Source organism: Arthrobacter sp. GMC3 (assembly GCF_002929305.1).
Taxonomy (GTDB): Bacteria; Actinomycetota; Actinomycetes; order Actinomycetales; family Micrococcaceae; genus Specibacter.
This window is the reverse complement of sequence record NZ_PJIO01000007.1, coordinates 166,736-189,164: the sequence shown is the minus strand read 5'-3', so window position 1 is coordinate 189,164 and position 22,429 is coordinate 166,736. Positions and strand designations below refer to the sequence as shown.

Here is a 22,429-nt window from a genome sequence, read left to right as displayed (position 1 = left end):
TTAATGCTGCGATGGGTTGACGCTATTGCACGCCCTTGATCTTGACCACGAATACGGCCCCGAGAAGTCCGACGACGGCCGCCACGACGTAGAGCGTCACATAGCCGCCAAGGAACGTCACCAGCGGAAAGGCGATAAGAGGAGCGATGACCTGCGGCAGCGAGTTTGCCACGTTGATGACACCCAAATCCTTGCCCCTGCTCATCGCGGAGGGCAGAACCTGGGTAAGTAAGGCAAAGTCCACTGCCAGGTAGGCGCCGTAACCGACCCCTAGAACGGCGGCACCCACCAGCGCACCGCTCCAAGTCGGGGCGAAGGCCAGGATGAGAGCAGCCAGGGCAATGATCATGGAGGAGCCAATAACAAACGGCTTGCGCTTGCCCACACGGTCGGACCATTTGCCGCCGATGACGGCGGTGATCAAGGTCAGGACCGCATAGATACCGGTCAGGATGAGCACGCCAAACTCGGGGTTCTGGAAGCCGACGGCATCGCGCAGAAAAAACAGCAGGTACAGCGTCACCAGGTGGTTGCCCACATTGACCAGAAAACGGGTGATCCAAGCCCAGCCAAAGTCGGGGTATTGCCTGGGTGAGATCCAGAAGCCCTTGAAGAATAACGGCCAGGAAAACGCCGGTCGCTCCGATTTCTGCAAGGTGTGATCATTGGAGAAGAAGAGGTAGGGCAGAATTCCTGCAACCAGGGCAATGGCGCAAAGGATGTAGCCAAGGGAATAGTTTCCGGCGACCACGGCACCGACGGCGGCACCGAAGAGTATGCCCACCACCGTTCCCATGGAGGAGAGCCCGCCGATGCTGCCGCGCTGGCGGATTGGCACCTGGTCCGGGACGGCGGCGGTGATCGCGGCCAGGGCGCCGTTGCAGCCCAATTGCACCAGGCACCACAGCAGCAGCATGGCCGCCACACTGGGGGCGACGGTCAGGCCAAGCAGGCCGATGGTGCCCAGAAGTGCGCCGATGAAGACCCAAGGCACCCTCCTGCCAAAACGGGAGACGCTCCTGTCACTGAAGGTGCCAAACAGAGGGTTGGCCACGAGCGAGACGGCGGCACCAGCGCCCGTGACCAGGGCCAAGATGGCTTCCTTGTCAGGTTCGCTAAAGTGTATTGCCTGCTGGGCGAGCAGCACCTGAATGGGTCCAAAGAATGCGGTGTTGATGCCAACATTGACGAGCACCACAGATACCGTCCACCGGTTCCTGACGGTTTCGGTGGGCTCGGCAAAGGCCAGGGAACCCGCCGGTTCCCCATACGAGTTCGTTTCCTTGTTCGCCACAATGCCCCCCTCTTGAGCCGCCCGCGTGGGCGAGGAAATCCTTGGCCCCAGCATACGTCCCGACACCTAACTATGGTTTGCTAGCCGCCGAAACCGGCCGTGGCCCCGCCATCTAATGCCCCGTAGCCTGCTCCCGCACGTACTCGATAACTCGCAGCGCCTCCACCGAATCGGCCGGATCCACCGGTGCCGGGGCGCCGTCGAGAACCGCAGCCGCCAGTAGCTCATAGAAGCGCGTAAAGTTGCCCGGCTCCGTGGGAACCGGCACGAGAGACCCAGCGCGGCCCAGCAGACCCCAGTTCTCCTGCGGATCCACCCCGTAGCCGGGACTGCCGGGCAGGATCCCGGCCTGGAGCTGGGCTTCCTGCTGGTCGGGATCGGCTTTGACATAGGCGGCTTCGGAGCCCAGCACCCGCAGCCGCGGCCCTGCCTGCGCCGCGCTGAGGTTCATCCACAGGTGAGAGATCACCCCGCCTGCGTGTTCGAGCGCAATAAAAGCATCGTCGTCGGACCGTTCGTCAGGCCTGCGTGCGGCCACTTCGCCATACACGCGCGTTGGCGGGCCAAAGAGCTGCAACGCCTGGTCGATAAGGTGCGTGCCCAGGTCGTAGAGAATCCCGCCGCCGTCGGCCGGAGTGGCCTGCGCCTTCCATTCTTTGGTGATGGACTGCTGCCACCGTTCAAGCCGTGACTCAAAACGCCGCACTTCACCCAAGGCGCCTTCTGCAATCAGCTTCCGCAGAGTCAGGAACTCCCCGTCCCACCGTCGATTCTGGTAGGTGGTCAGTACCAAGCCCTTGGCTCGCGCCAGAGCAATGAGGGCATCGCCCTCGGCGCTGGTCACCGTGAATGGCTTGTCCACCACCACGGCGCAGCCAGCTTCAAGGGCGGCCTGAGCCAGCGCCACGTGGCTGGCGGGCGGGGTTGCCACCACCACCAGGTCAACGTCGTGGGTGTCCCCGGCATTCGCCCACTCCGCCCGGCTGAGCACTTCTGCTAGCGGATATTTCGCCCGCGCAGCGGCTTGACGTACGGGGTCAGAGGTAACGATGACGTCGAGACTGAATTGCTCCAAGGACTCGATCGACGGCGCGTGGAAGATGCTTCCGGCATGGCCAAACCCCAGCAACGCCGTGCCAATCTTTTGTGTCATGGGTCATACCTTACCGGGGGCGCTAAAGTATGACGCATGAGCCTTCTCGCACCTCGCCTCAGTCCCGGTCTGGATCCCGCAGAGCGGGGCACTTTAACCCGTTTCCTAGCGGGCAGCGATGACGTCACGGTGTTTGTGGACGGCACCGCCCACCGACTGGCACCCGAGGCCCGGGACGCCGTCCTCGATCTCCTACGACGACTCGCCGCTGGCGACGCCGTGACGGTGGCCAGCGTGGCCGAGCTGCTGACAACGTCCCAGGCGGCGGAGTTGGCCGGTATTTCCCACACCTTCCTGCGCAATATGACTGACCGGGGCGAGATTCCGGTCCAATACAGGGGCTCGCACCGGCGGATCCGACGCGAGGACATCATGGCCTGGCTGGCGGGGCAAAAGAATGCTACCGAACCCAGCTGAGGATCACCTCGCCCGGTTCCCGACGGCCGCCGTGCTGCTCGCGGCCGGCTCCGGGAGCCGTCTGGGACGCGGGCCCAAGGCGCTGCTGCCCTTTCACGGATCAACCCTGGTGGAACATGCCGCATCCACACTGCGCAGCGGCGGATGCGCTCACACGGTGGTTGTGGTGGGATCCGGCGCAGCCCAGCTTCAGGCACTCCAGGCGGCAGGGCGGTCCACGGGACGGGCCTTCGCCGCGTGCCACCTGGTGGTCAATGAGGGCTGGGCCTCGGGCATGGGCGGCTCGTTTCGGCTCGGTGTGGCCGCCGTTGACCCCGGACACAACGTGTTGGTGGCGCTTGTGGACCAGCCCGGCGTCACAGCTGGCGTGATCGCGCGCCTGATCGCGGCCCACCAGGACGGCCGGATCACGGCGGCCGGATACTTAGCCACCCCGGGCTCCACCACTTTGCTTCGCGGGCACCCCATAGTTTTCAGCCCTTCCCTCGCCACAGCGGCGGCGTCCCTGTCCGAGGGTGACGCCGGGGCCCGCATGTTCCTGCGCGCACATCCCGAGCTGATCGACGTCGTCGATTGCAGCGACCTCAGCGACGGAGCCGACCTGGACACCCCAGCGGACCTCCATCTGCTCGACTGAGCGTTTTCGCGCCCGCTCCCCTTCTACGCGCCCGGTAGACCGGTAGCGAAAGTGGGCAGCGGTAGCGCCAACGAAAATAGGGCCCTAGATCCGCGGCCGCCCGGCCCAGCGTGCCACCTTCAGCGCCAAATGCAACTCCAACCGGACCCTGCCAGCCAACGGATCGGCGCCAATGATCGCGCGCACCCGGGCCAGCCGGTTGTACACGGTGGAGCGGTGCAGGTGCAGCGCGTCGGCGATCTTGGCCACGGCGCCGTCATTGTCATAGAGCAGTTCAAGTACGGGGAAGAGCTCGGCGGAACCGTCTTTGTCCCGGAGCAACCTGTAATAAACACTGTCCTCCGGGTTCGCAGCTCCGCCGGCAAGGACCTCGTAAACCCCGGCCCCGCGCACATCCAAAATGGCGCCCAAGGCGGGATCGACCACTGCCGCCTGTGCAGCAATTTTCGACTCCCTGTACGCCTGCTCCAATACCCGCAGGGAGGTGAAGGTCTCGCTGATTCCCATGACCACGTGCGACGCCGGAGCACCAGTTCGCTTGTGCAGTTCAGCCGTGTAGCGCTCAAGGACGGCGGCATGCCCTGCCCGGCCCTGTGTCTCCCGGAACAGCATCACGGCGTGGGTGCCCAGACCGGCGGTGAACAGGGCACCATCAATACCGATTGTGGCCTGCAACCCGGCACTGCGGTGCACCAGTGCGGCTGCCAGCGGATCGTAGTGGGATGCCCCGCGCCGGGAATCGGGCTGCCCCTGATCAGCTACGGAATAGACGGTGGCAAGCTGCCAAGGGCCCCGCTGGCGAATTTCGGGCCATTCGGCGACCACTTCGATCAAGTGCTTTTCGCCCTCAACCGCACTGAGGAACTGCTGTTCCCGCACCCGGCGCTGGCTGGACTCGGCGGTGTTGGAATCGAGCAACAGCGTGGAGAGCAGGTCGAGGGAGTCCCTGACCTGCGGCAACTGGGCGAGGATCGCCGTCGCACTTTGCTCGGCAAGGTCCTGCTGCACCCACAGGTAGCCCACCCGAAAACCGCGCACCAACAAGGGCACACAAACCCTTCCCAGCATGCCCAAGTCGTCGTTGGCAGGCACCACCACGGGGCGCACAGCCGTTGCAATCCCGTGGGAAAGCTGCCAGCTGCTGACATCGGCGGGGACTTTCTTGCTGAGCAGGAAATTCACCCGAACCCGGTCGGCGTGGGACTGGTTGGCACTGTAGGCCAGCAGCAGCCCGTCCAGGTCCTCCAGGGAAAGCCCGCGCCCCAGTTCGACGGCGAGCCGTTCCACAAGGTCCTCAATCTCCTGATTTCGCATGTTTCAAGCCTAGTCGGGCCGGACAGACAAAAGGCGACAATTGCCCCGTCCAGGTTCGACATTTGTCGAAGCATGGTGGAAGAATTCCGCGCCAAACCGCCACAGCCATGATTCGCCGTCGTCGATCCCTATGAAACACCTCACAGCGTGGATCTAATGTTGTAGTCACTAGAACAGCTTCCGGTGGCCTGCCAGCTGCCAAGAAACAAAGGACTTTCATCATGATCATTGGAGTTCCCAAGGAGATCAAGAACAACGAGTTCCGCGTGGCCATCACGGCCTCCGGAGTTCATGAGTTCGTCCGCCAGGGCCACACGGTTCTGATTGAACGCGGCGCCGGAGTGGGCTCCAGCATTGAGGACAGCGAATACCTGGGCGCCGGTGCCGAACTTGTCACCGATGCCGCCGAGGTCTGGGGCCGCGCCGACATGGTGATGAAGGTCAAGGAACCCATCAGTGTCGAGTACCCGCACTTCCGCAAGGGCCTGGTGCTGTTCACTTACCTGCACCTGGCCGCCGAGCCGGAACTGACCCGCGCCCTCATGGACAGTGGCGTCACGGCGATCGCCTACGAAACCGTCCAGATTGGCCGCACCCTGCCCCTGCTGGCACCCATGTCCGAGGTGGCTGGCCGCCTGTCGGTGCAGGTGGGCGCCGCATGCCTCACCGCCCCCGCCGGCGGTAAGGGAATTCTGCTGGGCGGAGTCCCCGGGGTCCGCCCGGCAAATGTTGTCATCCTCGGCGCCGGAGTCTCGGGCACGAACGCCGCGGCCATGGCCATTGGCGCCGGCGCGGATGTGACGATTCTTGATATCAACATCGCCCGCCTGCAGGAACTCGATGCCCTCTACCAGGGCCGGTTGAAGACTGTTGCCTCGAACTCCTTTGAAATTGAGCGTTCGCTGGTGCAGGCCGATCTTGTGATCGGATCGGTTCTGATCCCCGGCGCCAAGGCACCCAAACTGGTCACCAATGAACTTGTTGCCCGCATGAAGCCCGGCTCCGTGCTGGTAGATATCGCCGTGGACCAGGGTGGCTGCTTCGAGGACACCCACCCCACCACGCACGCCGATCCCACCTTCAAGGTTCACAACTCGGTGTTCTACTGCGTTGCCAATATGCCCGGCGCCGTACCCAACACCTCCACCTACGCTCTGACCAACGTGACGCTGCGCTACGCGGTGGCATTGGCCAACCTGGGTGTGGCTGCGGCTCTGGAAGCCGATCCTGCCCTTGCTGCAGGCCTGAATGTGGCTGGCGGCCAGGTAGCCCACCACTCCGTCTCCGGCGCGCACGGCCTCCCGCTGGCTGCAGACTGGCGCCAGCTGGTCTAGTCAGACCGCTTCGGTTTGCAAGGCGGGGGTGTGTGAACTTCACACATCCCCGCCTTTTTGCACCCTAGACGGTGGATGAGCGGCAGGTGAAGGGGCGAAAGCGCCCAGGCGCCGTCGTTCACCCTGGCGGACACCGTGGAGGATCTGCGCGCCCTGATCGAGGTGGCTGGTGGCCCTGTGGCACTTATGGGCAACTCCTCCGGCGGCGCCATCAGCCTTGCCGCGGCCGCCGCCGGCCTGTCATGACAGCCATGGGCCCGTCGCTGAAAGCCGACGCCATTGCCGCTCATCTCCCCCATGGCCGGCGCGAGAGCATTGCCGCTGCCAACCACAGCTGGGAACCGGGGGTGATGGCAGGCCGGATCTCGGCGTTCCTGAACGAAGTAAAGGATGCGAACTGCGGGACGGAGTGAAGAAGGACGGCAAAAAATAGCGACCATAGAAAAACTTTTGATGCCTATTTAGCAACATTGGTTGTATCCTGACACCGTGACTACACCATCCTCCGGCGCCAACGCTGCCGCCGAAAAACTGTCCGAAGAAGCCGTCGATGCCCTGAACCGGGCCCAGTCCAATACGGCCTCCGCAGCCGCGGACCAGCCCCGGCGCCACCGCCACGAGTCCTTGCTGTCCACCCGGGCGGCGAACATCAAGCAGTCGGCTGTTCGCGATGTTTTTGAGATTTCCATGCAGCCGGGCCTGGTTTCCTTGGCCGGCGGAAACCCAAACCTGGCATCGCTGCCGCTGGACCGCCTCGGTGCCACGGCGGCGAAGATCATCAGCGAGCACGGCCTGGAGGCGCTGCAATATGGCGGAGGGCAGGGAACCTTGGAGTTGCGTCAGCAGATCTGCGAGGTCATGGCCGCCGAAGGCATCCTCGACGCCGATCCCGACAACGTTGTCATCACCGCCGGGTCCCAGTCAGCCCAGGACGTGGCGGCCAAGGTCTTTTGCGACCCGGGAGACGTGATCCTACTGGAGGACCCCACCTATGTGGGCGCGCTGAACACCTTCGAAGCCTACGAGGTTGACGTGCAGCCGGTGACCGGCGACGAGAACGGGATCATCCCCTCCGCGTTGCGCGCCACCATTGCCGCCCTGCAAGCAGCTGGCAAGACGATCAAGCTGCTGTACACGATCCCCAATTTCAACAACCCCTCGGGCGTCATGCTGGCCCCCGAACGGCGCCAGGAGATTGTGGATATCTGCCGTGAGGCGAATATTTTGGTTCTGGAGGACAACCCCTACGGCCTCTTAAAGTTCGACGGCGTTCTCCCCGCCCCACTGCGCGCGGCAAACCCCGAGGACGTGCTGTACCTGGGCTCATTCTCGAAGATTTTCGCCCCGGGCCTACGCATTGGATGGGCCCTGGTGCCTGCGCACCTGAAGCAGCGCTACTACCTGGCCAGCGAGGCCGTGACCTTGTGCCCGCCCACGTTTAACCAGTTGCTGGTCAGCGAGTACCTGCGCAATTACGACTGGCAGGGGCAGATTGCCACCTACCGCAGCCTCTACCAGGAGCGTTGCACCGCACTCCTGGCGGCGTTGGAGGAATTCATGCCGGAGGGTGTCACCTGGACGCGCCCTGCCGGGGGCTTCTTCGTCTGGCTCACCTTGCCGGAGGGAATCGACACCTACCCGTTGCTTCACAAGGGCATCGACGCCGGGGTGGTTTTTGTTCCTGGGGCCGCGTTCTCCGCGGCGGAGGGGCCCAGCAACAAGCTGCGCCTGGCCTTTAGTGCCGTCCCATCAGATGCTCTGCGCGAAGGCGTCAAACGATTGGCCCCGGTACTGGCGCAAGCTCTCGCCGCGAATTAGCGGTCCGGGCCCACTGTCTGCCCGAACCGGCGCCGCGTAGCTGGTCCTGACGCATGGCGGCCCTGATGGCCGGTGCCATGACGGTGCTCATATGCTCGGCAAGGTATGTCTCGCCGGCGCTGTTGGGGTGCTCCAGATCGTTGGCTAGATCTTGGGCAGCGCCGCCCTGGAACCAGCCCAGGGTCACCGGGTCCACAAACTGGGCCCCCGTGGCGGCTGCCTGCTGTTCCAGGGTCTGGCGAATCACTGTCAGCTTGCCCTGGGTATCATCAGATTCCGACGTCGGACCTACCAGGATCACCGAGGCATCGGGGGCCAGCACCTTGACCCTGGCGAGTGTGGCTTGCACGGCCTGGGTCAGGCCGCTGTCACCGGTGTCGTTGTCCGAGCCGAAGATCACCACCACCTGTGACTGGGAATTCACCACCCGGTTGACCAGATCGGAGAAGACGTCGCCGGTTTCGCCGGGAGAGACATAACCGGCACCGTTCTCGGAGGAGTTGGTGATCTGCGCCTTCAAACCCATCGAGGTGATAATCGCCTGGGCCTGGGCTGGCCAGGTGTCTCCCGGCGTCCGGAAACCGGTACTCAGGGAATCCCCAATAACGTCAACCTGTACCGCCTTGACGGGTGCCAAGGCGGGAGCGGAGGCGTAGGCGGCAGCGCCGGAAATTACCACGAGAAGAACCGCAACCATGGACAGCAGGACGGTGGATCGGCCCTGCCAATGAAACCATCGTGTGATCGCAGACCAGTCGGCACCGGCGGCCATGGCTAGGCCCCGTAGCCTGGTGTTGACGTCGCCCCATCCGGGAATTGCTTCCTTCTCATAATCCCAACTGTGGTCCCGTGGCTTGGGACTTTCAAGGGTGTTTGCTGATGGATTCCTATGAGCGCGCGCAGAAGTACTAGATGATGGCCGTGGCGGGCACTTACGCCCTCTTTCCGGCTTGGCGCCGACGCCACAGCAGCACCGATGATCCGGCGACTAGCAACAACCCGGCACCGGCAAGCAGGGGCAACGCCGCTGTACCGGTCGAAGCCAGGTCGCCGTTGGTCTTCCCGTTCGCCACCCCGGATGTTTGCATGTTGCTGGGAGCCGTCGACGGTCCGGCGCTAGGTCCTGTGCTGGGACCAGCGGTGGGCGGGTCTGTGACCGGTGGGTTCGTGGCGGGCGGTGACGTGGGGACAACCGGTGCCGGGACCAGTGTGAAGGCGCCCCCGGCAATGTCCAGCCCGATGCTGAAGACTGTGGCTGCGGGGACGGGGACCCCGCCACGTACCGACAAACATTCAAGGGTCACGGTGGCACCGTCACCGAGGGCATAGTCCGCCAGAACCGGGGAGGTAGGGACCTTGGCCGGTTGGAGAGGATCCGCCAACGGCGTGGTGGCAGAAATGACCACGACGGATCCATCGGCGCGAATCGCACTGAGCCGGGCGGCGTCGGAAAAGCCCGCCGGGCAGGACGCGGGGGCAAGAGCTGCGGAGAAACCTGGTTGTGCCGCGGTACTTCCCGCCGCCAGCACGTTGCCGCCGGAGTCAAGGAGCGAGAGCACACCCACGCTGTTGACGGGAGCGGGAGGCGCTGCCGCCTGGGCGGCGGTGGGTGCGGCGAGGAGCAAGACGGCAATGCCAACAGCGGCGGACCGGCGTGCGGCAGTAGTCAATAACAAGTGAGAAGCCCTTCTGGTAGTCGCCCCTTTGGATCGTGGGGCGGATGCATCGTCTCGCACTCAGGTGGACCGCTGGTGTCGGGCAGGTGAACGGGGGAACCCCGGCCAGTCGCGCCCTGTTCACGCATCGCATACCGTCCGTTCAACGACGCTCCCTAGGCTCTGGGATGTTCCAAACTACAAGGAGAGCTTCCCCCGATGTGTACGCCGCAAACGCCCATGATGGTATCCCGACGCCGGTTGATGGGCGCAGCAGCGCTCGTCGCCGCAGGCCTGGTTGCCGGATCCGCCATCCATGCCACAGCGGCAAGCGCCGCCCCGGGAATCGACGACCCGGACGACTTGGCGTGGCTGGTGGGAGACCATCATGTCCACACCATTTACAGCCATGACGCCAAGTACCTGCAAAGTCAGTTGCTGGAGAAGGCCGCCCAATACGGCGTGGACGTCATCGCCTTCACCGAGCACAGCAACTGGGGGCATGCCAACATGGGCGGTGCACTCAACTCCCAACGCGACATTGCCGCAGCCCGGGCGGCACGCCCGGACATGCTGATCTTCCAGGGTCTGGAATGGTACATCCCGGCCGCCGAACATGCCTCGGTGCTGGTGGCGCCGGGCCCCAACGAGGCGCGTATTCTGCGCCAGTTCGAGCTCCTGTGGGACGGCAAGCTCAATGGTTGGGAGAAGCCGGCCGCCGGTTCCAACCAGGCAGCCGAGTGGGAGCCCAAGGCCGGGGAAGCCATTGCCTGGCTTGCCGCCCAAAAGAAGGCCGGCTTCATCGACGACGTCGTGGTGTTGGCCAATCACCCGTCCCGCCTGGGCATTGACTCTCCTCACGAGATGCGCAACTGGCGCGATGCCGCCCCCGAAATCGTGATCGGCATGGAGGGCGCCCCGGGTGCCCAGGCATCGGCGGCCAGCACCTTCGCCAGCGCCTCCAGCCAGCGCGGGGAATATGAGAACTCCCCCAGCGAATTCTCCTTCCCGGGCTTCCCCGCGGAGGCTTACAAAACCCGTGGCGGATTCGACTGGGTGACCAGCGTGGTGGGCGGGCAGTGGGATTCCATGCTCGCCGAGGGGAAGCCGTTTTGGATCACCTCCAACAGCGACAACCATCTCACGGCCAAAGATACGATGCGGATTGGCGACTACCCCACCGGCGACGGTTGGGAGAATGGCGCGTCGCTGAACAACTTCAACCGGGCGGGGCGGCGCCCGGACCCGGTGGAGGCCGGCACGCCCCAAAATGGCAGCGACTTCTGGCCGGGGCAATTCAGCCGAACCCATATTGGCGCCCGCACCCGCAACTACGCTGACGTACTCGAGGCCATGCGGGCCGGACGCATGTGGGTTGACCACGGGCACCTGATCGCGGGCCTTGATGTGCGCCTGCGACCCGTGGGCCATGCCGGTTCCGGCAAGGGCATGGGGTCCACCTTGACGGTAGCTCCGGGCACCGATGTTGAACTGATCATCACCATCAAAACCACCACAGCGCAGAATTCAAGTGGCACGGTGCCCCAGCTGGCACATGTTGACATCATCAAGGGCCTGGTCACCGGACCTGTCGCGGATATGGACACCTTCACGGCACCGCACACCAAGGTCCACGAGCGGATTGACACGGCAGCCGTGAGCGGAGAAATCGTGCTGACCCGCACTTTCACCAACGTCACGGAGCCGTTCTACGTGCGCCTGCGCGGCAGTGACGGACGGCGTTCCGGCGTCGGCCCACTGGGTGCGGATGTGGACCCGCAGGGACCGATTCCGCACGGCGCCGGCGAAGGCGATCCGTGGGCCGACATTTGGTTCTACGCCAACCCGATCTTCGTTCAGGTCAGCGGCGCATAGCGATGCAGATACAGAAAATCCCCGGCTGTCCGGGGATTTTCTGTATCAAGCAACGGGCATGGAGCTAGTCCAGCAGGAGCGCTGGCTCCTCCATGATGGCGGCCACGTCCGCCATGAACCGGGCGGAGAGATCCCCATCGACCACGCGGTGGTCGAACGAGCCGCCCAGGGTGGTAATCCAACGCGGGACCACTTCCCCCTCGACCACCCACGGCTTGAGCTTGATGGTGCCAAAGGCGACAATGGCCACCTCGCCGGGGTTGATGATCGGGGTGCCAGTGTCGATGCCCAGGACACCGATGTTGGTGACCGTCAGCGAGCCGCCCTGCATGTCGGCGGGCTGAGTTTTGCCGGCCCGCGCGGTGGTGGCCAGGGCATTTAGCGCAATGGCCAGCTCCTTCAGGGACAGGTCCTGGGCGTCCTTGATGTTGGGCACCATCAGGCCGCGCGGGGTGGCGGCGGCAATGCCCAGGTTCATGAAGTGCTTGACGATGATCTCATCACCGGCCCACGTGGCATTCACGGATGGGTTGCGTGCGGCAGCCCAAATAACGGCCTTGGCCAGGATCAGCAGGGGTGAAACCTTGATGCCCTCAAAGTCGCGTGAAACCTTCAGGCGTTTGACGAACTCCATGGTGCGCGACGCGTCAACGTCGACAAAAATGCTCACATGCGGGGCCGAGAAGGCGCTCTCCACCATGGCCTTGGCGGTCGCCTTGCGCACACCCTTGACCTTGATGCGCTCCACGCGAGCGTCGTCGGCGAGCCCGGAGGCTGTGGACGGCGCCCAGAAGGTGCCTACCTGGCCCTGGTCAGCCACGCGCTGTTCCTGGTAGCCGAGCAGGTCCTTCTTGGTGATCTCCCCGCGCAGGCCCGTGGGCGTGACATCGGCCAAATTGATACCCAGATCCTTGGCAGCCTTACGCACGGGCGGTTTCGCCAGCACGCGGTTCGCCTTCGCACTTTCAAGGCTCGACGTCGGAGCGGGGGTCGCGGCAGGCGTCACCACGGGTGCGGGGCTGGCTGCGGCCACCTGGACCACGGCGGGGGCTGAGCTGATCCGCGGGCGGCGCTTGACGGCGTCGGCCTTGGGACCAGAGCCCACCAGGGGCTTCATGACTTCGGCTTCAGCCTCAGCGGCAGGAGCGGGGCTCAGTGCCTCTTCGGCTACCGGCGTTGAGGCGTCGGATCCGACCGCGAAGATGGGCGTACCCACTTCAACCGTGTCACCCTCGGCCACCATCAGCTGCGCCACTACCCCGGCAAAGGGTGAAGGCAACTCGACGATTGACTTGGCCGTTTCGATTTCCACAATCACGTCATTGATGGCAACGGTGTCGCCGGGTTTGACCTTCCAGGAAACGATCTCGGCCTCAAGGAGGCCTTCGCCCACGTCGGGGAGCTTGAAGTAGTTCAGGTTCGGCATGTGTGGCCTTCCTAGAATGCGAAGGCGCGGTCCAACGCCTCCAGCATGCGGTCAATGTCCGGCAGGTAGTGCTCTTCAACGCGGGCAACCGGGTATGGCATGTGGAAACCGCCTACACGGATGACCGGCGCCTGCAGCGAGTAGAAGCACCGTTCGCTCATGCGGGAGGCGATTTCTCCACCGATTCCGCCGAAGGTGGGGGCCTCGTGGGCCACAATGAGCCGGCCGGTTTTCTTCAGCGAGGTTTCAACGGTGTCAAAGTCGATGGGGGAAATGGAGCGCAGGTCGATCACTTCCACGCTGTGGCCGTCCTCGGCAGCGGCGTTGGCGGCAGCCAAAGCAACGGGCACCAGCGGGCCGTAGGCAACGATCGTCGCATCCGTGCCCTCGCGCAGGACGTGTGCCTTGAACGGGTCCCCCGGCGAGTTTTCAGTGTCGACCTCGCCCTTGAGCCAATAGCGGCGCTTGGGCTCGAAAACAATGACGGGGTCCTTGCACGCCACAGCCTGCTGGATCATCCAGTAGGCGTCGTTGGCGTTGGAGGGGGTGATGATGCGCAGCCCGGCCGTGTGGGCGAACAGGGCCTCGGGCGATTCTGAGTGGTGCTCAATGGAGCCGATGCCGCCGCCGTAGGGAATGCGGATCACCACAGGGGCGCTGAGCTGGCCATCGGAGCGGGTATGAATTTTCGCCAGCTGCGTGGTGATCTGGTTGAAGCCGGGGAACACGAAGCCGTCGAACTGGATCTCGCAGATGGGCCGGTGTCCGCGCAGGGCCATACCGATGGCTGTTCCAATGATGCCGGACTCGGCCAGCGGGGTGTCCATGACGCGGTGCCCGCCAAATTCGGCCTTGAGCCCCTCGGTGACGCGGTAGACCCCGCCCAACGAGCCAATGTCTTCACCCATGATGAAACATTTGGGGTCGTTGGCCAACGTGGCACGCAGGCCCTCATTGATGGCCTTTGCAATGGTCATCGTCTTCATGCGGCACCGCCCTGCTCAGTTTCGTTATCCGTGAAGGACGCCTGGTAATTTTCAAACCACGCCAGTTCCTCGGCCACAAGCGGGTGCGCCTCGGCATAGACGGTGGCAAACTTTTGGCGAATATCCGCCCCACCCAAGGCCAGCGTGGCGCTGCGTACGTGGGCTGCGAGCTCGTCGCCGTCGTTCTTTACCTGTTCAAAGAACGCCTCATCCGCCAAGCCTTCGGCACGCAGGTATGTCTCCAGCCGTTCCAACGGATCCTTGGCCTTCCAGATTTCCTCCTCGGCCGCCCTGCGGTACTTGGTGGGATCATCGGCGGTGGTGTGCGCGCCAACCCGGTAGGTGGAGGCCTCGATCAGCACGGGGCCGTGGCCGTTGCGGGCGTGCTCCAGCGCCCACTTTGTCACGGCGTACACGGCCAGGACGTCGTTGCCGTCCACTCGGATGCCGGGGATGCCATACCCGCCAGCCCTGTTGACCAGTGGAATCTTGGACTGCACCTCAAAAGGCACCGAAATGGCCCAGTTGTTGTTTTGGCAGAAGAAGACCACGGGCGCGTCGTAGGAGGCGGCGAACACCATTGATTCGTGGACGTCCCCCTCGCTGCTGGAACCATCACCAAAGTAGACCACGACGGCGGCTGGCTCAGTTGTGGGATCGGCCGCCAGATCACGTTGGATGCCCATGGCGTAACCCACCGCGTGCGGGGTCTGGGCCGCCAGCACCAGCGTGTAGAGGTGGAAATTCTTCTCCCGAGGGTCCCAGCCACCGTTCGAGACTCCGCGGAACAGTTTCAGCAGATCTGCCAAGTCCAGTCCGCGAGTCAACGCCACACCATGTTCACGGTAGGTGGGGAACGCGTAATCGGCCGGGACCATGGCACTGCCAGAACCGATCTGGGCAGCTTCCTGCCCAACAACGGGAACCCACAACGCCAATTCACCTTGGCGTTGCAGGGCGGTGGCTTCGACGTCAAAGCGACGCACGGTGGCCATGTCGCGGTAAAAACCACGGATGGTTTCCGCGTCAAGTGCATCAATGTAGGGGCCGAAGGTACTTTCCGCCTGGCGCTTGCCGTGGGCATCCAGGAGCTGGATCATGTCCCCCTCGCCAACCTGGTTGTTCTGCAGAACGCCCGCCGATATCCCGGCATCGGGGCGTGAGGTTCCCCCGCCGCCCGTGCCGTGGGCCGATGCATTCTTGTCACTGGCAGATTGCTGGGCCGCGCCCATACCGTCTCCTCGTTTGCCACACCACAGCAGCTTTTTAAGCGCTGCCGCGTTTACGCGTTGGTTTCGATATATGCCTCAATGGGAATGTATTCCGCTGAGTGCATATATTTCCATTTTCGATTTACAACTGTATCCGCACATGCGGCATTTGCTGTCTTTGTTAATCGCTAGGAAGCCCGTGGCGCTTTTGTATAGGCCGCACAGATCTCAAGGAAACGGGTGTTGGCTGCCACCTCACCGATACTGACACGGACCCCGTCGGTGCCAAACGCACGTACCGACAGGCCGCGGGCGTCGGCAAGTGCCGAAAATTCGGCACTATCCGCCCCAAGGTCAAGCCAGACAAAGTTCCCCTGAGCATCTGGAACCTGCCAGCCAAGTGCTCGAAGCCCGGCCGTGACCCGATCGCGTTCATCGACAAGGCTTTGTACTCTTTCCACAACCTGGTCGTAGTTTTCTAGCGAAGCAATGGCCGCCTGCTCGGCGACTCCGGAGACGGCAAACGGGGTCGCCGCTGCGCGCAGGTACGGGGTCACCTGCGCGCCCGATACCGAGTAACCCACCCGCAGGCCCGCCAGCCCGTGGGCCTTGGAGAAGGTTCGCAGAACCACCACGTTGGGGTATTTGCGGTACATGGCAATGCCGTCCACGGCCTCCGGCTCGCGAACAAATTCCTGGTAAGCCTCATCGATGACGATCACCACGTCGGAGCGGACGCTGCGAATGAACTCTTCGGTTTCCGCGGTGCGCAGCACCGGCCCGGTCGGGTTGTTGGGTGTGCACAGCAGCACCACGGTGGTCCGTTCGGTGATGGCCGCGGCCATGGCAGCCAGGTCGTGGGTGCCGTCATGGAGAACGGGAACCTGCACGCTCTTGGCGCCGGCCAGTCCCACACAGATGGGGTATGCCTCAAAGGAACGCCAGGCGTAAACCACCTCATCCGGAAGCCCGTCGTCGTTCTGACCGGCAAAGGCGGCAAGGATCTGGTTCAGCGCCCCTAGGGAACCTGCCCCTGTGACCACATCCTCGGCAGGGACGTCCAGGAACGTTCCCAACGCGTTCCGCAGCTGCGTGCATGAGGTGTCCGGGTAGCGGTGCACCTCAAGGGTGCCGGCCAGAACAGCCAACACGGCCGGAACCGGCCCCAAAGGATTCTCGTTAGAGGAAAGCTTGAAGCTCTCCAGCCCGGCAATCGCCGACGGCGGCTTGCCCGCCGCGTACTTGGGCAAACGGCCAACGACCGGACGCGGGTGGATTCCTGTTTGGGCAGTGTTGGTTTCCTCAGTCATAGACCCAAGCCTAAGACAGAGCTGGCTGCAGGGCGCACACGCGATGGTGCGCCCTGTGGTGACTGTGAAACGATGGTGCTATGCGCAAATTCGTTCTTCAAGTTCTGATCAACGCCCTGGCCCTTTGGGTTGCCACCGCGCTGGTGCCCGGCATCCAGATTCTCGCTACCGGCGACTCCGGCCTTGAAACCTCCAACGCATCGCTGAATACAGTTCTGGCCTACCTCTTTATCGCCGTAGTCTTTGGTGTCATCAACAGCTTGGTGAAGCCGGTAGTTAAGCTCCTTTCCCTGCCGGTGACAATTCTGACCCTGGGGTTATTCACCATCGTTATCAACGCCGCGATGCTGTGGCTGACGTCCTGGCTGAGTTCCTACACTCCGGTGCACTTCACCATTGACAGTTTCTTCTGGACGGCCATTTTCGCCGCCCTGATCATCAGCTTTGTCTCCATGGTGGCCGGAAGCCTCGTCAGGACCGACGAACACCGCTAACGCCGCGCTCCACGGGGAACTGTCACTGCCCCGGCCTCAACGTCATCCTTGCCCTTATCCCTAGGACTCAGCGGCCGTCCCTTGTTTCCCTGTTTGTTTGACGTTTCCCCGGCGGCGCTGCGGTCCTTGCTGGCGCGGGTTCATTGACGTCACGTCCCTGAAATACAAATTTCGTCACTTTGATGGCGGCGCCGGGAAATGCGGGGGCAAGAATCTCGCCCACTTTCTGGCGTGCGCCTTGGATGGCGGGATCATCACTGCTTTCCATGGCCCGCGCGTCGTTGAGGTAGTTATCCAAGTCATGGGCGTCGCGGATGATCTCCAAAGGATCGGCGCCATCCGTGGCACCAGGCCTGTGCGAGGTCACCGTGACCCAACGTGGGGTATCAGGTGGAGGCCCATAATCGGCTGCCGTGACAATGTCGTGTTCATTTTGCAGATCCAGAACCTGGACGCCCGGGGCAACGTGCAGATTTTTTGCTGGCGCCCCGGCAATGATGAGCATTTTGACGTTGACCTTGGCTAGAAAGGCCGGATCCGCGGCTGCCGCGGCCGCATGGATGCCGCCACCGCTATGGCCGGTGATCATCACCTCCTCGCCTGCGAGCGCGCCGGCCGCGTTCAGGGCAGCTTTCATGAGCTCTTGGATGACTATCTGTTGCTGTGTAAACATCTGTTTTTGAGCTGCCGTCATGCCCTCAAGATCACCTTCGAGGTCCCACGGGTTTTCGCTGTCCACATCGCCCCACACCTCCGTTCCTGGCAGGTTCACAATCCAGACCCGTGAGCCGTCGCCCCGGTCAACCCTGCTTACACCGATAGAGCCTGGTGGGTAGCCGTAGGCGTCTTTGCTCCCTGACAGCAGCCCATTGATGGTGGTGTCCACTGTTCCGGGAACACCGTCAGCTGGATCCGAAACCGCGCGTCCTGGCCGCCACTTATCGGCCGTGGCGTTCCATTCTGCTCCCGGGACTGCCCGTACGGCGAGGCTCCCCGGTTTTGTCAGCCCGGTCCAGTCGAAAGTCCTTCGGACAAAGTTTGCTGGCCCCACACCGCTGTTGACGGTGTCGGGAAGACCAAGATGAGTCAGTAGATAGAAGGTCCCGAATCCGGGACCCAGTATCCCTGCACCGTAGGCCGGCCCAGTGTTGAGCGCCTTCTCTGTGGCATCGCGCAGGCCATGCGCTTTGGCATCCTGCCAGGAGCCCCAGGCATCTGCCCATAAATTCACGGGCGCCAACGGCCCCAATAGCCAGCTTTGATATCCGCTGCCGAGGGCGCGGAGCTCGGCAGCTTTCGCCGATAGCGACGCGTTGTGCGCCTCCGCCTCGTCATAGTTCCGGGCAGCTGCGCTTGCCTTCCTCGCCAGTTCGGCCGTGTCCGCCTGGGCGCGCAGACAAGACCACACCGTGTCCCTGAGGTTGTCCAGGGCCGTGTAGGGGCAGGCGGGAGAACCTTGCGTTGCTTCGCACAGCCACTCCCATTCTGAGCGCAGCCGGTCCCCGAGCGGCTCCAATTGTTCCGCCAAACGGGCCAGCTTCAGGCCCGCAGCAGAAATCTCACCAAGCGTGAAGCGAATGGAGCCCACGCCACCGGTCGTGGAAAAGGTGGTGTCGGTCCCCTTTTGCTCGCTCACAGCATCGCCTCTTCCGCTCGTATCAGCCGGTACCGCCGCCGAACCAAGGAACAATTTCCGGACGGCCTATGTCCCCTCGGGCGGCGACGTCCAAGGACTGCGCATAGTGCTGCACGTCCTGGGCACTGGCTTCCACATCCCTGACAACCCCGGTCAATGCGATGTTGCAACCGCCCACCGACTCGGCAAACGCATTTCCCGCCTTCGACTGCCAGTCCAGGACCCGTAGCGGGCCCAAGGCCAGCCGCACGCCATCGATCTCACGTGCAATGCTCCCCAGCCGTTGGGCCACCACGGCAACGGCGCCCGCTGTGGGCCCTGGAACCGCATCGCCAAACCCAACTGGTTCACGCATCTCATCCTCCTCGCACGCAACCCGCAAACGGCCCTTCACCTGAGGCTAAGCGCACCGACAAGCCTCCACCAGCCCCTTCTGCCCAGATGTGAATAAGTCTCACGCCAGCTCCCCGCTGTGGAGGACTCGCGGGTTCATGAAAGAATTGAGCCATGTCTGATTCCGCATCTGCCACAGCCCGCATCCCTTCCGGCCGGAAGTCCTTGGCCGCTTCCTCCGAGCGCATTGCCCTGGGACCCCTCGATGGTCGTTACTCGGGCGCCGTTGCGCCGCTGGTTGACTACCTTTCCGAGGCCGCCCTGAACCGTGACCGCGTGGGTGTGGAAGTTGAGTGGTTCATCCACCTGACCGACCACAACGTGTTGCCCGGCACCGAGCCCCTCACGGCTGAGCAGCAGGCCGGATTGCGCGCCATCGTCACCGAGTTCGACGCCGCATCGGTGCAGGAACTGGCCGGCATTGAAAAGGTCACCGTCCACGACGTCAAGGCCGTGGAGTACTTCATCGGCAACCGTCTGGCCGCCCTGGGCCTGGAGCGCCTGAAGCCGCTGGTCCACTTCGGCTGCACCAGCGAAGACATCAACAACCTCTCCTATGCCGTGGGTGTCAAGGGCGCCGTCGAGGACGTCTGGCTGCCCGCAGCCCGCGCCCTGGTCGCCAAGATCGCGGAAATGGCCGAGGCGAACCGCGCCGTGCCGATGCTCTCCCGCACGCACGGCCAGCCCGCCACCCCCACCACCCTGGGCAAGGAACTGGCCGTCACGGCCTTCCGCCTGACCCGCCAGCTGGACCGCGTCGCCAAGACCGAGTTCCTGGGCAAGATCAACGGTGCCACCGGCACCTACGCCGCACACTACGCCTCCGTGCCGGCCGCCGATTGGGAAGCCGTTGCGAAGTCCTTCGTCGAGGACCTGGGCCTGACCTGGAACCCGCTGACCACCCAGATCGAATCCCACGACTGGCAGGCCGAGCTGTACGCCGACATGGCCCGCTTCAACCGCATCCTGCACAACCTGTGCACGGACGTGTGGAGCTACATCTCCATCGGCTACTTCGCGCAGATCCCGGTTCCCGGCGCCACGGGTTCCTCAACCATGCCGCACAAGGTCAACCCGATCCGCTTCGAAAACGCAGAGGCAAACCTCGAGATCTCCAACGCCCTCCTGGACACCCTGGGCGCCACCCTGGTCACCAGCCGCTGGCAGCGCGACCTCACCGACTCCTCCAGCCAGCGCAACATCGGCGTCGCCTTCGGCCACTCCCTGCTGGCCATCAACAACGTCCTGGGCGGCCTGGGCCGACTGAACACCGCCGAGGCCGTTCTGGCCGAGGACCTGGACCACAACTGGGAGGTACTCGCCGAGGCCATCCAGATGGTCATGCGTGCAGAGGCCATCGCCGGCGTCGAAGGAATGGCCGACCCGTACGAGCGCCTGAAGGACCTGACCCGCGGCCACCGCGTGGATGCTGCCCGCATGCAGGAGTTCGTCTCCGAGTTGGGCCTGTCCGCCGAGGCCCAGGAGCGCCTGCTGGCACTGACCCCGGGCAAGTACATCGGCATCGCCGAGTCCCTGGTGGACCACCTGCAGAAGTAGTCCCCGTCGAGCGGGGAGTAGTTGTTGATGTTTTCACCCAACATCAACAACTACTCCCCGCTCGACGTTTAAGAACGACGGCGGCACCCCGATCGGCGCCCTGCTAACGGGTAAGTGCCAGGCTGCCGAGAATCAAGCTCGCCGCCATGACGGTCATCCCGGCAAAGCCCCACACCGCCTTCCGGGCACTTGCACGCCGAACCGTTTGATGAAGCTCCGCAAACCGGGACATCAGCCCCTGCCGGTCCCCGTCATTGCTCGGACTCTGGTGCCATAGTTCGGGACGCCTTGCCTGCTCAAGGAGCGCGGCCAACTCGTCCGGTGCAAGGGTTGCCGGACGCCTCTTGAACCAGCGCAGGAGTTCCCCGCTTTCCAGCGCAATCACGGTGTCGTGCTTCGTCTTGATTGTCAGCTTCGAAGGGTCCACCACCACGATCATCGCCGTCACTGCCACCGGGTGACCCATGGCCCGGGTGAGGATCTTTGCCGAGCGCTTTGCCTCAAAGACGGAGTTGCGGATGTGAGGCTGTTTGGCGCCGTTGACCATGAAGGTGCCGCCAGAGACCGATACGTTCTTCCCTGAATGGCGTTTGGTGTTCAGCGTAAATACCCCCGCCGGACCAATCACTACATGGTCAATATCGGCGTCGCCGGTCCCCACCGGAACAGCATGCAATACCGTGTAGTCCGGCCCCAGCCCGGTCAGTATCCGGGCCACCTCAATTTCCCCTAAAGCGCCCTTGTACCAGGGTTCGGTTTCGGCTGTCAGCGGGCTGGCACCAAAAAGGCGTCCCAGGAATCTGCGCGGCGGCACAAGGCCCTGCGAGCGCAGCAATTCGGCCATCACCGACTGCCCGGGAATCCGCTGTAGGAGGTCTCCAGCTACCTGCGGACCCTGCGAACTGTACTCCTCGATGCTTGTTTCCATCTAAGCTGCCCCCAACGTGTTTGTGGGCCCACAAATGAAGTCTGGGCCCGTCTGTAGGAAACAAACTACGGCACCGGCGGTTGTCCGCGGCCATTGCGTCGAACGGGCTAGGATGAGGCCAGTCCAGTCCTAGGAGACCAATGAGTAACAGAGCCCTTGTCCTCGGTGGCGGCGGAGTCACCGGTATCGGCTGGGAGACCGGATTGATTGCCGGACTAGCCGAGCAGGGAATACACCTGCGCGAAGCCGAACGCATCGTCGGCACCTCTGCCGGCTCCAGCGTCGCCGCAGCAATGGTCGGGAAGTCGTCGGCCGAAGAGAACTACGCGGTGCAAATCGCCGAAGGCGGCAAAGAAATTTCCGCCGCGATTGGTTTCACCAATATAGTGCGGTTGCTCGGACCCCAACTTTTGCCGCTTGGCGATGAATCAATAGCGCGCATGATCGGCAGATCGGCCTTGAACGCCAGCACAGTTCCCGAATCAGTCAGGCGTGCCGTCATTGCGGAGCGGGTGGGCGCTGACAACTGGCCGCGCCCAGGATTGTTGTTCACGGCACTCGACGCCGCGACCGGAGAGCGGCGGGTCTTCGATCAGGAGAGCGGCGTTTCCATGATCGACGCCGTTGCCGCCAGCTGTGCCGTTCCCACCGTGTGGCCGCCTGTGACAATTGGAGACCGCCGGTACATCGACGGCGGCACCTTGTCCGGGACTAATACCGACCTCGCTGCCGGTTGCGATGTGGTTCTTGTCCTGGCACCAACCACATTGTCGCTCCGCAAGCGCTGGTCGGTGGCCGCCCAGCTGGCCGCTTTGGGTCCGGAGGTCCAAACCCTCCTGCTCACACCCGATGCAAAGGCAAAACAGGCAATGGGTAAGAATGCCTTGGACCCGGCGTTCCGTGCCGCTTCTGCCGTTGCGGGCCGGGCTCAGGCGCGTGAAGTCGGCGCGGCTGTTGGCCTCCTGTGGCATTGATCCTCGGGGCAGCGCTA

21 protein-coding genes are annotated in these 22,429 nt (G+C 63.6%); 9 read left to right on the top strand and 12 right to left on the bottom strand.

What is annotated here, in order from left to right; all coding sequences use genetic code 11:
- Nucleotides 1–22 precede the first annotated feature (22 nt).
- Together CXQ94_RS13250 and CXQ94_RS13245 are read right to left on the bottom strand one after the other, a co-directional pair.
- Nucleotides 23–1,249 carry an MFS transporter gene (locus CXQ94_RS13250; RefSeq protein WP_258067075.1) on the bottom strand — a complete coding sequence of 409 codons (1,227 nt, stop codon included), beginning with the start codon at nt 1,247–1,249 and terminating at the stop codon, nt 23–25.
- A gap of 157 nt (nt 1,250–1,406) precedes the next feature.
- A complete protein-coding gene (locus tag CXQ94_RS13245) occupies nt 1,407–2,447 on the bottom strand; it encodes a Gfo/Idh/MocA family oxidoreductase (RefSeq protein ID WP_104091012.1) in 1,041 nt (346 codons plus the stop codon).
- A 36-nt stretch (nt 2,448–2,483) separates the two neighbouring features.
- Here CXQ94_RS13245 and CXQ94_RS13240 point away from each other — a divergent pair, with 36 nt between their 5' ends.
- Both CXQ94_RS13240 and CXQ94_RS13235 read left to right on the top strand, forming a co-directional pair.
- A complete protein-coding gene (locus CXQ94_RS13240; protein WP_104091009.1) occupies nt 2,484–2,864 on the top strand; it encodes a helix-turn-helix domain-containing protein in 381 nt (126 codons plus the stop codon).
- Complete coding sequence (locus tag CXQ94_RS13235) at nt 2,845–3,501, top strand: NTP transferase domain-containing protein (RefSeq protein ID WP_104091006.1); 657 nt, start codon at nt 2,845–2,847, stop codon at nt 3,499–3,501. The genes CXQ94_RS13240 and CXQ94_RS13235 overlap by 20 nt, the downstream gene beginning before the upstream one ends.
- Before the next feature lie 84 nt (nt 3,502–3,585).
- Here CXQ94_RS13235 and CXQ94_RS13230 read toward each other — a convergent pair whose 3' ends face one another.
- Nucleotides 3,586–4,815 (bottom strand): CdaR family transcriptional regulator, encoded by a 1,230-nt coding sequence (locus CXQ94_RS13230; protein ID WP_104091004.1) that lies wholly within the window; start codon nt 4,813–4,815, stop codon nt 3,586–3,588.
- Nucleotides 4,816–5,036: 221 nt separating this feature from the next.
- Between CXQ94_RS13230 and ald the strand changes: the two genes are divergently transcribed.
- The 3 genes from ald (at nt 5,037) to CXQ94_RS13215 (ending at nt 7,967) form a co-directional block, all read left to right on the top strand.
- Nucleotides 5,037–6,149: an alanine dehydrogenase gene (gene ald / locus CXQ94_RS13225; RefSeq protein ID WP_104091002.1), complete on the top strand. Its 1,113-nt coding sequence runs from the start codon at nt 5,037–5,039 to the stop codon at nt 6,147–6,149.
- Between the two features lie 242 nt (nt 6,150–6,391).
- Nucleotides 6,392–6,562 (top strand): hypothetical protein, encoded by a 171-nt coding sequence (locus tag CXQ94_RS22650; protein ID WP_181034210.1) that lies wholly within the window; start codon nt 6,392–6,394, stop codon nt 6,560–6,562.
- A 76-nt stretch (nt 6,563–6,638) separates the two neighbouring features.
- On the top strand, nt 6,639–7,967 hold the full coding sequence (locus CXQ94_RS13215; protein ID WP_258067067.1) for a PLP-dependent aminotransferase family protein: 1,329 nt from the start codon (nt 6,639–6,641) through the stop codon (nt 7,965–7,967).
- Here CXQ94_RS13215 and CXQ94_RS13210 read toward each other — a convergent pair.
- On the bottom strand, nt 7,921–8,739 hold the full coding sequence (locus CXQ94_RS13210; protein ID WP_104090998.1) for an SGNH/GDSL hydrolase family protein: 819 nt from the start codon (nt 8,737–8,739) through the stop codon (nt 7,921–7,923). The genes CXQ94_RS13215 and CXQ94_RS13210 overlap by 47 nt on opposite strands.
- Nucleotides 8,740–8,899: 160 nt before the next feature.
- Nucleotides 8,900–9,643: an LPXTG cell wall anchor domain-containing protein gene (locus CXQ94_RS22645; protein WP_219817051.1), complete on the bottom strand. Its 744-nt coding sequence runs from the start codon at nt 9,641–9,643 to the stop codon at nt 8,900–8,902.
- A 198-nt stretch (nt 9,644–9,841) separates the two neighbouring features.
- Here CXQ94_RS22645 and CXQ94_RS13195 point away from each other — a divergent pair, with 198 nt between their 5' ends.
- Nucleotides 9,842–11,497, top strand: a complete 1,656-nt coding sequence (locus CXQ94_RS13195) for a PHP domain-containing protein (protein ID WP_146070309.1) — start codon at nt 9,842–9,844, stop codon at nt 11,495–11,497.
- A 64-nt stretch (nt 11,498–11,561) separates the two neighbouring features.
- Here CXQ94_RS13195 and CXQ94_RS13190 read toward each other — a convergent pair whose 3' ends face one another.
- The 4 genes from CXQ94_RS13190 to CXQ94_RS13175 all read right to left on the bottom strand — a co-directional run bounded on the left by CXQ94_RS13190 (nt 11,562) and on the right by CXQ94_RS13175 (nt 16,430).
- Nucleotides 11,562–12,923 carry a dihydrolipoamide acetyltransferase family protein gene (locus tag CXQ94_RS13190; RefSeq protein ID WP_104090991.1) on the bottom strand — a complete coding sequence of 454 codons (1,362 nt, stop codon included), beginning with the start codon at nt 12,921–12,923 and terminating at the stop codon, nt 11,562–11,564.
- A gap of 11 nt (nt 12,924–12,934) precedes the next feature.
- On the bottom strand, nt 12,935–13,909 hold the full coding sequence (locus tag CXQ94_RS13185; RefSeq protein ID WP_104090988.1) for an alpha-ketoacid dehydrogenase subunit beta: 975 nt from the start codon (nt 13,907–13,909) through the stop codon (nt 12,935–12,937).
- The gene (gene pdhA, locus CXQ94_RS13180; RefSeq protein ID WP_258067066.1) at nt 13,906–15,141 is read right to left on the bottom strand and encodes a pyruvate dehydrogenase (acetyl-transferring) E1 component subunit alpha; all 1,236 of its coding nucleotides are present in this window, start codon (nt 15,139–15,141) and stop codon (nt 13,906–13,908) included. The genes CXQ94_RS13185 and pdhA overlap by 4 nt, the downstream gene beginning before the upstream one ends.
- 167 nt (nt 15,142–15,308) lie before the next feature.
- Nucleotides 15,309–16,430, bottom strand: coding sequence for a histidinol-phosphate transaminase (locus CXQ94_RS13175; protein WP_104090986.1), 1,122 nt, complete (start codon nt 16,428–16,430; stop codon nt 15,309–15,311).
- An 80-nt stretch (nt 16,431–16,510) separates the two neighbouring features.
- Between CXQ94_RS13175 and CXQ94_RS13170 the strand changes: the two genes are divergently transcribed.
- Nucleotides 16,511–16,924 carry a phage holin family protein gene (locus CXQ94_RS13170; RefSeq protein ID WP_104090984.1) on the top strand — a complete coding sequence of 138 codons (414 nt, stop codon included), beginning with the start codon at nt 16,511–16,513 and terminating at the stop codon, nt 16,922–16,924.
- Between the two features lie 67 nt (nt 16,925–16,991).
- Here CXQ94_RS13170 and CXQ94_RS13165 read toward each other — a convergent pair whose 3' ends face one another.
- Nucleotides 16,992–18,560, bottom strand: coding sequence for a hypothetical protein (locus tag CXQ94_RS13165; RefSeq protein WP_104090981.1), 1,569 nt, complete (start codon nt 18,558–18,560; stop codon nt 16,992–16,994).
- 22 nt (nt 18,561–18,582) lie between these two features.
- Nucleotides 18,583–18,915, bottom strand: a complete 333-nt coding sequence (locus CXQ94_RS13160; RefSeq protein ID WP_104090979.1) for a hypothetical protein — start codon at nt 18,913–18,915, stop codon at nt 18,583–18,585.
- A 152-nt stretch (nt 18,916–19,067) separates the two neighbouring features.
- Here CXQ94_RS13160 and purB point away from each other — a divergent pair, with 152 nt between their 5' ends.
- Nucleotides 19,068–20,510, top strand: a complete 1,443-nt coding sequence (purB, locus tag CXQ94_RS13155) for an adenylosuccinate lyase (RefSeq protein ID WP_104090976.1) — start codon at nt 19,068–19,070, stop codon at nt 20,508–20,510.
- Nucleotides 20,511–20,613: 103 nt separating this feature from the next.
- Here purB and CXQ94_RS13150 read toward each other — a convergent pair whose 3' ends face one another.
- On the bottom strand, nt 20,614–21,438 hold the full coding sequence (locus CXQ94_RS13150) for a nuclease-related domain-containing protein (protein ID WP_104090973.1): 825 nt from the start codon (nt 21,436–21,438) through the stop codon (nt 20,614–20,616).
- Nucleotides 21,439–21,578: 140 nt separating this feature from the next.
- Here CXQ94_RS13150 and CXQ94_RS13145 point away from each other — a divergent pair, with 140 nt between their 5' ends.
- Complete coding sequence (locus CXQ94_RS13145; RefSeq protein WP_104090971.1) at nt 21,579–22,412, top strand: patatin-like phospholipase family protein; 834 nt, start codon at nt 21,579–21,581, stop codon at nt 22,410–22,412.
- The last annotated feature ends 17 nt before the right edge of the window (nt 22,413–22,429 follow it).

Excerpts from the sequence above, each read along its gene's own strand:
- CXQ94_RS13170 (WP_104090984.1), top strand. The coding sequence starts at position 16,511 with ATGCGCAAATTCGTTCTTCAAGTTCTGATCAACGCCCTGGCCCTTTGG.
- CXQ94_RS13145 (WP_104090971.1), top strand. The coding sequence starts at position 21,579 with ATGAGTAACAGAGCCCTTGTCCTCGGTGGCGGCGGAGTCACCGGTATC.
- CXQ94_RS13230 (WP_104091004.1), bottom strand. The coding sequence starts at position 4,815 with ATGCGAAATCAGGAGATTGAGGACCTTGTGGAACGGCTCGCCGTCGAA.
- CXQ94_RS13245 (WP_104091012.1), bottom strand. The coding sequence starts at position 2,447 with ATGACACAAAAGATTGGCACGGCGTTGCTGGGGTTTGGCCATGCCGGA.
- CXQ94_RS13160 (WP_104090979.1), bottom strand. The coding sequence starts at position 18,915 with ATGCGTGAACCAGTTGGGTTTGGCGATGCGGTTCCAGGGCCCACAGCG.
- ald (WP_104091002.1), top strand. The coding sequence starts at position 5,037 with ATGATCATTGGAGTTCCCAAGGAGATCAAGAACAACGAGTTCCGCGTG.
- CXQ94_RS13210 (WP_104090998.1), bottom strand. The coding sequence starts at position 8,739 with ATGGCCGCCGGTGCCGACTGGTCTGCGATCACACGATGGTTTCATTGG.
- pdhA (WP_258067066.1), bottom strand. The coding sequence starts at position 15,141 with ATGGGCGCGGCCCAGCAATCTGCCAGTGACAAGAATGCATCGGCCCAC.
- CXQ94_RS13150 (WP_104090973.1), bottom strand. The coding sequence starts at position 21,438 with ATGGAAACAAGCATCGAGGAGTACAGTTCGCAGGGTCCGCAGGTAGCT.
- CXQ94_RS13240 (WP_104091009.1), top strand. The coding sequence starts at position 2,484 with ATGAGCCTTCTCGCACCTCGCCTCAGTCCCGGTCTGGATCCCGCAGAG.
- CXQ94_RS13190 (WP_104090991.1), bottom strand. The coding sequence starts at position 12,923 with ATGCCGAACCTGAACTACTTCAAGCTCCCCGACGTGGGCGAAGGCCTC.
- CXQ94_RS13195 (WP_146070309.1), top strand. The coding sequence starts at position 9,842 with ATGTGTACGCCGCAAACGCCCATGATGGTATCCCGACGCCGGTTGATG.
- purB (WP_104090976.1), top strand. The coding sequence starts at position 19,068 with ATGTCTGATTCCGCATCTGCCACAGCCCGCATCCCTTCCGGCCGGAAG.
- CXQ94_RS13175 (WP_104090986.1), bottom strand. The coding sequence starts at position 16,430 with ATGACTGAGGAAACCAACACTGCCCAAACAGGAATCCACCCGCGTCCG.
- CXQ94_RS13185 (WP_104090988.1), bottom strand. The coding sequence starts at position 13,909 with ATGAAGACGATGACCATTGCAAAGGCCATCAATGAGGGCCTGCGTGCC.
- CXQ94_RS13235 (WP_104091006.1), top strand. The coding sequence starts at position 2,845 with ATGCTACCGAACCCAGCTGAGGATCACCTCGCCCGGTTCCCGACGGCC.
- CXQ94_RS22650 (WP_181034210.1), top strand. The coding sequence starts at position 6,392 with ATGACAGCCATGGGCCCGTCGCTGAAAGCCGACGCCATTGCCGCTCAT.